Below are 10,141 nucleotides of genomic sequence, written 5' to 3'. Positions count from 1 at the left end.
TCCGTATCGGGGTTCGAGGTGTGCGACATGCCGGATCAGGCCGAGCCGAACTCTTCGTCCAGCAGGCTGAAGATCTCCTCGGCGGAGGCCGACTCGAGGCTGGTGCCCTCGTCGGCGGCGGAGTCCGCACCGGCCTCGGTGTAGGTCCACAGGGAGAGCAGTTCGCGCAACCGGACGCCGACGGCGGCCCGGTCGGTGTCGCCGGTGGACACCGCGCGCATGGCGTGCTCCAGCTTGTTCAGCTCGCCGAGCACCGTCAGCGCGGACGTGCTGCGCTCCGCCAGCAGCGCGCCGCGCAGGTACTCGACGAGCGCGGCCGTGGTCGGCCGGTCGTAGATCAGCGTGGAGGGCAGCCGCAGGCCGGTGGCCGCGTTGAGCCGGTTGCGGAACTCGACAGCGGTCAGCGAGTCGAAGCCCAGCTCGACGAAGCCGCGCTCGGCGTCGATCGAGCGGATCGACGCGTAGCCGAGGACGGCGGCGGCGTGGGTCCGCACCAGGTCGGAGAGCACCTGGTCGCGGTCGGCCTCCGCCGTGGCGGCGAGGGTCTCCCGCAGCGCCTCGGCCGGGTTCCGCTCGGCGGCCCGGGCCGCGCCGGTCGCCGCCGGCCGCACCAGCGACCGCAGCACCGGCGGCACCGCCGCCGGCCCGTGCCGGCCGATCAACGCGAGGTCCAGGTCGACCGGTACGACCACCGGCTCGGCGAAGCGCAGGGCCTCGCTGAACAGGTCCATGCCCTCCTCGGCGCCGAGCGGCACGAAGCCGCCCCGGTTCATCCGGGCCTCGTCGACGTGCCCGGTCTGCCCGTCGCCGGTGTCGTTGACCCACGGGCCCCAGGCCAGCGAGAGCGCCGGGAGTCCCCGGTCGTGCCGGTGCTGGGCGAGGGCGTCGAGGAAGCAGTTCGCCGCCGCGTGGTTGGCCTGCCCGGGGCCGCCGAAGAGGCCGGCCGCCGAGGAGAAGAGCACGAACGCGGCCAGGTCCAGCTTCTCGGTCAGCTCGTGCAGGTGCCAGGCCGCGTCCACCTTGGGTCGCAGCACGGTGTCGAAGCGCTCCGGGGTGAGCGCCGGCAGGACACCGTCGTCGAGCACCCCGGCGGCGTGCACCACGCCGGTCAGTGGCAGGTCGGCGGGGAGCTGGTCGACCAGCAGGGCGAGCGCCTCGCGGTCGGTGACGTCGCAGGCGGCCACCCGGACGGTGGCGCCCAGTCCGGCCAGCTCGTCGACCAGCGCGGCGACGCCCGGGGCGTCCGCTCCGCTGCGGCTGACCAGCAGCAGGTGCCGTACGTCGTGCCGGGTGACGAGCCGGCGTGCCACGAGCCGCCCGAGCAGGCCGGTCGCCCCGGTCACCAGGACGGTGCCGGCGGCCAGGTCGGGGCCGGACGCCTCGGCCGGGGGCGGCCCGAGGCGGGTCAGCCGGGGCACCCGGAGCTGCCCGGCGCGTACGGCGAGCTGGGGTTCGCCCGTGGCGAGGGCGGCCGGCAGCAGCGCGGCGGCCGGGGCGTCGTCGTCGACGTCGAGGAGCACGATCCGGTCGGGGTTCTCCGACTGGGCGGAGCGCAGCAGGCCCCAGGCGGTGGCGGCCGGCACGTCAGCGATCCGCTCGTCCGGGTCGACCCGGACCGCGCCGCGGGTGACCACCACCAGCCGGGCGGCGGTCAGGGCCTCCTCGGCGAGCCACTGCTGGGCCAGTGCGAGCATCCGGTGGGCGACCCGGTGCGCCTGGGCGGCCGGGTGCGGCTCGTCGGCGGCGGCTCCGGCGCAGGTCACCACCACCGCGTCGGGCGCGGCGGCACCGGCGCGTACGTCGGCGACCAGCGTCGACAGGTCCGGGTGCCGGTCGGCGCCGGACCAGTCGGCGCCGAGGACGACCAGCCGGGAGGCGGTGTCCGCGCGGCCGGTGGTGGGGGCGAGCCAGTCGAGGCGGTGCAGGGACCGGCTGGCGGAGCGGCGGGCGGCGCTGAGCTGCTCGCCGGAGATGGGCCGCAGGACCAGACCGTCGACGGAGGCGACCGGGGTCGCGCCCGTGTCGGTGACGGTCAGGGCCACGGAGCCGGCGTCGGTGGCGCGCAGCCGGATCCGCAGCTCGCGGGCACGGGTGGGCCGGATGGTGACGCCCGACCAGGTGAACGGCAGGCCCGGGCGGATGCCGGGGCCGCCCTCGGTGCCCGACGCGCCGCCGGCCGGGTCGTCGGCCGTGGCGCTGGCGCCGATGGCGTGCAGCGCCGCGTCCATCAGGGCCGGGTGCACCGAGAACGCCGTGGTGTCGGTGGACGCGTCGGCGTCCAGGGCGACCTCGGCGAGGATGTCCGGGCCCGAGCGCCAGGCGGCACGCAGCGCCCGGAAGGTGGGGCCGTAGTGGTAGCCCTGGGCGGCGAGCCGGGCGTAGAGCCCGTCGAGCGCGATCGGCTCGGCGGCGGCCGGCGGCCACACGGCGGCCGGCGCGGGATCCGGGTCGGCGGTGTCGGCGAGTTGCCCGGAGGCGTGCCGCTGCCAGGGCCGGGAACCGTCGGCCGCGGTGTCGTCGTCGCGCCGGGTGTGAATGGCGACGGGCCGGTGCCCGGTCTCGTCCGGCGGGCCGACGCGTACCCGCAGGTCGATTCCTCCCTCGGTGGGGATCGCCAGGGGCGCCTCCAGGTTCAGCTCGGCGACGGTCGCCGCGCCGGCCTGCCGGCCGGTCCAGGACGCGAGCTCCACCAGGGCCGTCCCGGGCAGCAGCACCGTGCCCAGCACGGCGTGGTCGGCGAGCCAGGGGTGCGTGGTGAGGGTGATCCGGCCGGTGAACAGCAGGCCCTCGTCGCCGGGCAGGTCGGCCACCGCGCTGAGCAGCGGGTGGTCCACCACGTCGAGGCCAACGGCGGGCAGGACGGAGCGGTGCGCGCCGGTGCGCTCCAGCCAGTAGCGGTGCCGGTCGAAGGCGTACGTGGGCAGGTCGACCGGTTCGGACTCGGGCAGCAGCCGGCGGTGCTCCACCGGCAGGCCGAGGGCGTGCGCGGTGGCGAGGCCGGTCAGCAGCCGGGTGGCGGCGTCGGCCGAGCCGCCGAGGGTGTCCAGGACGTGTCCGGGGGTGCCGGCGGCGTCGAGCGCGGCGGCGATCCCGGCAGCCAGTGCCGGCTCCGGCGAGACCTCCACGAAGGTCAGGTGGCCGGCCGCGACGGCGGCACGCAGGGCGGCGTCGAGCCGCTCCGGCCCCCCGTCCCCGGCGCCGGGGACGGCCGGGTCGGTGCCCGGGGTGGCCGGGTCGGTCCAGTGGTCGACGCCGAGGCCCGCCGCGTCGGCCCAGTCCCCGGTGACAGTGGAGGCCAGCCGGGCGGTCCCGGGCTGCGGCGCGAGCCCCGCCAGGGCGGCGCGGAGGCCGTCGTGGTCCAGGCCGCCGGCGGCGGCGCGGGCCCGCATCGCCACCGTGCGGGCGGCGTCGGGCAGGGACAGCAGGCCCGCCACGTACGCGGCCACGACCTCGCCGTCGCCGGTGCCGACGACAGCGGCGGGGGTGACACCGGCGTGCCGCCAGACGGCGGCGAGCGCCACGCCGACGGCGAACCGGACGGGCCGGGCCAGCTCCGGCCGGTCGGCCCAGGCAGCGTCCGCGCCGGTGAGCAGGGCGGCCGGATCGACGTCGACCCAGGGCGCGAGGGCCTGCCGGCACTCGGCGAGGGTGTCGTCGAAGACCGGGCAGCGGCCCACCAGTTCGGCCACCGCGCCCGCCGGGGCGGCGCCCGGGAAGACGAACACCGGTCCCGCGCCGTGGTTGGCGACGGTGCCGGTCACGACGTTGCCGGCCGGGGTGCCGGCGGCGAGCGCGTCCAGGCCGGCCAGCAGCTCGCCGGGGGTCGCGCCGAGCACGGCGGCGCGCCGGTCGAACGCCGAGCGGGTCGCGGCGAGCGACCAGCCGACCGCTGCCGGGGCGAGGCCGGGGTGCGCGCGCAGATGCCGGGCCAGCCGGGACGCCTGCGCGGCCAGGGCCGAGGCGGAGCGGGCCGAGACGGGCCAGGCCACCACGTCGGCGGTGAGCAGCCCGGCGGGGCGTTCCCCCGCCGCAGCGGCTGGCGGCGGCATCGGCGCGTCGGCCGCCTCGGCGCCGGCGGGCGCGTCGGCGGGCAGCTCGACGACCACGTGGGCGTTCGTGCCGGAGATACCGAACGAGGAGACCGCCGCGCGGCGGGGCCGGCCGGCGGCCGGCCACGGCCGGGACCGGGTCACCAGCTCCACGTCGCCGGCCGACCAGTCGATGTGCGGCGACGGCTCGTCCACGTGCAGCGTCGCCGGTACGGTGCCCTCCCGCATCGCCAGCACCATCTTGATCACGCCGGCCACACCGGCGGCGGCCTGCGCGTGGCCCATGTTCGACTTGACCGAGCCCAGCAGCAGCGGGCCGGCGTCGCCCCGGTCCTGCCCGTACGTCGCCAGCAGCGCCTGCGCCTCGATCGGGTCACCGAGGACGGTGCCGGTACCGTGCGCCTCGACGACGTCCACGTCGGTGACCGCCAGCCCGGCGCCGGCCAGCGCCTGCCGGATCACCCGCTGCTGGGAGGGGCCGTTGGGGGCGGTCAGCCCGTTCGACGCGCCGTCGGAGTTGACGGCGGAGCCGCGTACCACGGCGAGGACGCGGCGGCCCTGCCGCCGGGCGTCGGAGAGCCGCTGCACGAGCAGCATGCCGACGCCCTCGGACCAGCCGGTGCCGTCCGCCGTCGCGGCGAAGGACTTGCACCGCCCGTCGGAGGCGAGTCCGCCCTGGCGGGAGAACTCCTGGAACGCCGTCGGGGTGGCCATCACGGCCACGCCGCCGGCCAGCGCCAGGTCGCACTCGCCGCGCCGCAGCGCCGCCCCGGCGAGGTGCAGCGCCACCAGGGACGAGGAGCAGGCCGTGTCGACGGTGACGGCGGGGCCCTCCAGCCCGAGGGCGTACGCGACCCGGCCGGAGATGACGCTGTGCGCGGCGCCCGTCATCAGATAGCCCTCGACGCCCTCGGGTACCTCGGTCAGCCCCGTGCCGTAGCCGGAGGTGGAGGCGCCCACGAAGACGCCCGTACGGGTGCCCCGCAGCGACGCCGGGTCCACGCCGGCCCGCTCCAGCGCCTCCCAGGACGTCTCCAGGGTGAGCCGCTGCTGCGGGTCCATGGCGAGGGCCTCGCGGGGAGAGATCTCGAAGAACGCGGGGTCGAAGTCCGCCACGTCGTGGAGGAAGCCGCCCGCCGGCGGGTGCGTCCCCTCGGCCGGCTCGGGGATCTCCCAGCCCCGGTCGGTGGGGAACGGCGAGATGGCGTCCACGCCGTCGGCGACCAGCCGCCAGAACGTCTCCGGCCCGTCGACGCCCCCGGGGTAGCGGCAGGCCATGCCGACGATCGCGACGGGCTCGTCGGCGTCGACGACGACGGCCTGCGGGGCGTCGGCCGGGGCGGCGCCGGAGACCAGCTCGCGCAGGTGCGCGGCCAGCTCGGCAGGGGTCGGGTAGTCGAAGACCAGCGTGGTGGGCAGCCGCAGGCCGGTGGCCGCGTTCAGCCGCCCCCGGAAGTCCACGGCGGTCAGCGAGTCGAAGCCGAGGTCCTTGAACGGGCGCCCGCGCAGCTCGTCGGGGGTGGCGTGGCCCAGCACCGCCGCGGTCTGCTCGTTGACCAGCCGCAGCAGCTCCCGCTCCTGCTCCGCCGCCGGGAGCGCCGCGAGGTGGCGCAGCGGCGCCGCGACCCCGTCCGCCGGCGCGGCGGCCTCCTCCTGCGCGACGAGCGCCCGCACCTGCGGCAGGTCGCCGAGGAACGGGCTGGGCCGGGCCACCGTGAACGCGGGGTGGAACCGGCTCCAGTCGACGTCGGCGACGGTCACGCAGGGCGTGGGCCGCCGCAGCGCCCGGTCGAGGGCGACGAGCGCCTTCTCCGGATCGACGGGCGGCAGGCCCATCCGGTTGAGCTGCTCGGTGGCGACGTTCTCGGCGGCCATGCCGTGCGCGCCGCCCCAGGCCGTCCAGGAGACGGCGGTGGCCGGCCGGCCCCGGTCGCGCCGGTTGACGGCCAGGGCGTCCAGCAGGGAGTTGCCGGCGCCGTACGCGCACTGCCCGGCGCTGCCCCACACGCCGGAGATGGAGGAGAACATGATGAACGCGGCGAGGTCGCGCTCGGCGAGGCAGGCGTCGAGGTGCAGGGCGCCGAGTACCTTGCCCGCGACGACGTGGGAGAACTCGTCGAGGGTGGTGTCGGTGATCGGGGTGAGCTGGTCGGTGCCGGCGGCGTGCACGACCGCCGTCAGGTCGGGCAGCGAGCCGACCAGGTCCGCCACGGACCGCCGGTCGGTGACGTCGCAGGTGGCGGCGGTGACCCGCCCGTCGGCGCCGTACCGGTCGAGCAGGTCCGCCACGGCGGGGGCGGCGGCGCCCCGGCGGCTGGCCAGGACCACCCGCCCGGCGCCCCGGTCGAGCAGCCAGCGGGTGACGTGGCCGCCGAGGGCGCCGGTGCCGCCGGTGACCAGGACGGCGCCGGACCACCAGTCACCGGCCGGGTTCTCGTCGGTCGGCGGCGGGGCCGGGGTGAGCCTGCGGGCCCAGGTGCCGCCGGGGCGCACGGCCACCTGGTCCTCGCCGCCGTGGCCGGCCAGCACGGCGGCGAGCCGCCGGGTGGTGGCGGCGTCGACGGTGGCCGGCACGTCGACCAGGCCGCCCCAGCGGTGCGGTTGCTCGACGGCCGCCGCGCGGCCGAGGCCCCAGACCTCGGTCTGCAGCGGGTGCGTGACCCGGTCGCCCGGGGCCGCCGCCACCGCTCCGCTGGTGACGCACCACAGCGGCGCCACCAGGTCCAGGTCGGTCATCGCCTGGACGAGGGCGAGGGTGCCGGCGGCGGCGAGGGTCACGCCGGGGTGCTCGGGCAGCAGCCGGTCCTGGCCGGCGACGACGGCGAGCACGCCGTCGACAGCGCGGCCGCCGGTCAGCACCCGGAGCCGGGCGGCGAGCGCCGCGCGGTCCAGGTCCGCGGCGCCGACGCGCAGCACCAGCGGCTCGGCGTCGCCGAAGAGCCCGGCCAGGCCGTCGGCCCACGCCGGCGCGTCCTCGGCGGGCAGCACGACCAGCCAGCGGCCCGCCGGGGCGTCGCCGTCCCCGACCGGCACGGGCTGCCAGCTCACCTGGTACGACCAGCCGTCCACGAGGGAGCGTTCCCGCCGGGACCGGCGCCAGGAGGACAGCACGGGCAGGGCCGGCAGCAGCGCCCGCACCTGCTCGTCGTCGTCGCCCAGCTCGCCGCGCAGCGTGTCGACGTCCGCCTGCTCCAGGGCGGCCCAGAACTCGTCGTCGCCGTCGGCGGAGGCGGTGTCGGGGCCGGCGGGCGGCGGCTCGGGCCAGAAGCGCTGGCGGTGGAAGGCGTACCCGGGCAGCGGCACCCGCGCGGTCTCGGCGCCCGCGTACAGCCGCGTCCAGGCGACCTCCACCCCGCCGACGTGCAGCTCGGCGAGGGCGGTGAGCGCCGACGTGGGCTCGGGGCGGTCGCGGCGCAGCAGCGCCACGGCGGCGGTCTCGTCGTCGGCCAGGACGTCGCGGGCCAGCGCGGTGAGCACCCCGCTGGGGCCGACCTCCAGGAACGTACGCACGCCCAGGGCCCGCAGCTGCTCGACGCCGTCGGCGAAGCGGACCGCCTCCCGCACGTGCCGCACCCAGTACTCGGCGGTGCGGATCTCGTCGGCGTCGGCGACGGCGCCGGTCAGGTTCGACACGATCGGCAGCGCCGGCGGTTGCAGCTCCAGCCGGCGCACCACGGCGGCGAACTCGGCGAGCATCGGTTCCATCAGCGGGCTGTGGAAGGCGTGGCTGACCCGCAGCGGCCTGGTACGTACGCCCTGGTCGGCCCAGCGGCGTTCGAGTTCCTCGACGGCGTCGGCGGCGCCGGAGACGACGACGGCGGTGGGCCCGTTGACGGCGGCCACGGCGACGGCGTCCTCGACGCCGGCCAGGGCGGCTCGGACGGCGTCGGCGGGGAGCTGGACGGCCAGCATCGCGCCGCCGGCCGGCAGGGCCTGCATCAGCCGGCCCCGGGCGGCCACCAGCGTGGCGGCGTCGGGAAGCGACAGCACACCGGCCGCGTGCGCGGCGGAGAGCTCGCCGATCGAGTGGCCGAGCAGCACGTCCGGGACGATCCCCCAGCTCTCCAGGAGCCGGAACAGCGCGACCTCGACGGCGAACAGACCGGCCTGGGTGTAGAGGGTCTGGTTGAGCAGCCCGGCCGCCTCGTCGCCCTCGGGTGCGAAGAGCACCGGGGCGAGCGGGCGGGGCAGGTGCCGGTCCAGCTCGGCGCAGACCTCGGTCAGCGCCCGGTCGAAGACGGGGAACGCGGCGGCCAGCTCGCGGCCCATGCCGCTGCGCTGCGCGCCCTGGCCGGAGAAGAGGAACGCGAGCTTGCCGCCGCGCGGGCCCGCGCCGGTGACCAGGCCCGGGGCGTCGCCGCCGGTGGCCAGCGCGCGCAGGGCGGCGGCCAGGTCGGCGCGGTCGCCGGCGAGCAGCACGGCGCGGTGCTCGAGGCTGGCCCGGGTGCTCGCCGAGGACCAGCCGACATCGGTCAGCCGCGGCTCGGGGCGCTCGTCGAGCCAGTCGGCCCAGCGGGTGGCCTGCACGGTCAGGGACGCGGCGTCGCGGGCGGAGACCAGCACCGGCACCAGGCCGGCACCGTCGACCGGGGCGGTGACGGGCGCGGTGACCGGGTCGGTCGCGGCGGCGGGGCCGTCCGGGGCGTCCGCCGGGTCGGCGGCCGGCGCCTCCTCGATGATCACGTGGGCGTTGGTGCCGCTCATGCCGAAGGAGGAGATGCCCGCGCGGCGGGGCTGTTCCCCGGCGGGCCACGGCTGCGGCTCGGTCGCCAGCGACACCGCGCCGGCCGTCCAGTCCACGTTGGGCGTCGGCTCGTCGACGTGCAGGGTGGCGGGCACGGTGTCGTGCCGCAACGCCATCACCATCTTGATCACGCCGGCCACGCCGGCGGCGGCCTGGGTGTGGCCGATGTTCGACTTCACCGAGCCGAGCCAGAGCGGCCGGTCGGCCGGGCGGCCCTGCCCGTACGTCGACAGCAGCGCCTGCGCCTCGATCGGGTCGCCGAGGGTGGTGCCGGTGCCGTGCGCCTCCACCACGTCGACCTGCTCGGGCGCGAGCCGGGCGCTGGCCAGCGCCTGGAGCACGACCCGCTGCTGGGACGGGCCGTTGGGAGCGGTCAGACCGTTGCTCGCGCCGTCCTGATTGACCGCGCTGCCGCGTACGACCGCGAGGACGGGGTGGCCGTTGCGGCGGGCGTCGGAGAGCCGCTCGACGAGCAGAAGGCCGGCCCCCTCGCCCCAGGCGGTGCCGTCGGCGGCGGCCGCGAAAGACTTGACCCGGCCGTCCATGGCCAGGCCACGCTGGCGGCTGAAGCCGATGAAGGCGGACGGGGTGGACATGACGGTGGCCCCACCGGCCAGTGCCAGGGTGCACTCGCCCTGCCGCAGCGCCTGGCAGGCCAGGTGCAGCGCGACCAGCGACGACGAGCAGGCGGTGTCGACGGTGACGGCGGGGCCCTCGATGCCGAGCGCGTACGAGATCCGGCCGGACACGACGCTGGCCGCGGTGCCGGTGAGGATGTAGCCCTCGGTGCCGGGCGGCGGCTGCTGGAGCAGCCCCACATAGTCCTGGCCGGTGGTGCTGGCGAACACTCCGACCTGGTGGCCGCGCAGCGTCGAGGGGTCGATGCCGGCGTGCTCGAACGCCTCCCACGACGTCTCCAGCAGCAGCCGCTGCTGGGGGTCCATGGCCAGCGCCTCGCGCGGCGAGATGCCGAAGAACGCGGCGTCGAACTCGGTGGCGGAGTCGACGAAGCCGCCCTCGGCCACGTACGACGTGCCGGGGTGGTCGGGGTCCGGGTGGAACAGCCGGGCCAGGTCCCAGCCGCGGTCGGCGGGGAACGCGGAGTAGGCGTCGCGGCGGGAGTCGACGAGCTCCCACAGTTCCTCGGGCGAGGCCACCCCGCCCGGGAAGCGGCAGGCCATGCCGACGATGGCGATCGGCTCGCGGTTGGCCGCCTCAAGCTCGCCGAGCTTCCTCCGGGTCTGGTGAAGGTCCGCCGTCACCCATTTCAGGTACTCCCGGAGCGTATCTTCAGTCGCCATTGACGCCACCTCTTCGGGTCGGAGAGAAACAGCGACCCAATACCGTC

At 77.3% G+C, this 10,141-nt stretch carries 1 protein-coding gene; it reads right to left on the bottom strand.

Translation table 11 applies throughout. The features are described from left to right. Window positions 1–35: 35 nt before the first annotated feature. On the bottom strand, window positions 36–10,094 hold the full coding sequence (locus A4R25_RS02330) for a type I polyketide synthase (protein ID WP_064445425.1): 10,059 nt from the start codon (window positions 10,092–10,094) through the stop codon (window positions 36–38). Window positions 10,095–10,141 lie beyond the last annotated feature (47 nt).

This window comes from Micromonospora sp. NBRC 110037 (assembly GCF_001652995.1).
GTDB classification, from domain to species: Bacteria; Actinomycetota; Actinomycetes; order Mycobacteriales; family Micromonosporaceae; genus Micromonospora; species Micromonospora chalcea.
The sequence above is the reverse complement of the archived record's forward strand: the minus strand, read 5'-3'. Positions and strand labels throughout refer to the sequence as shown.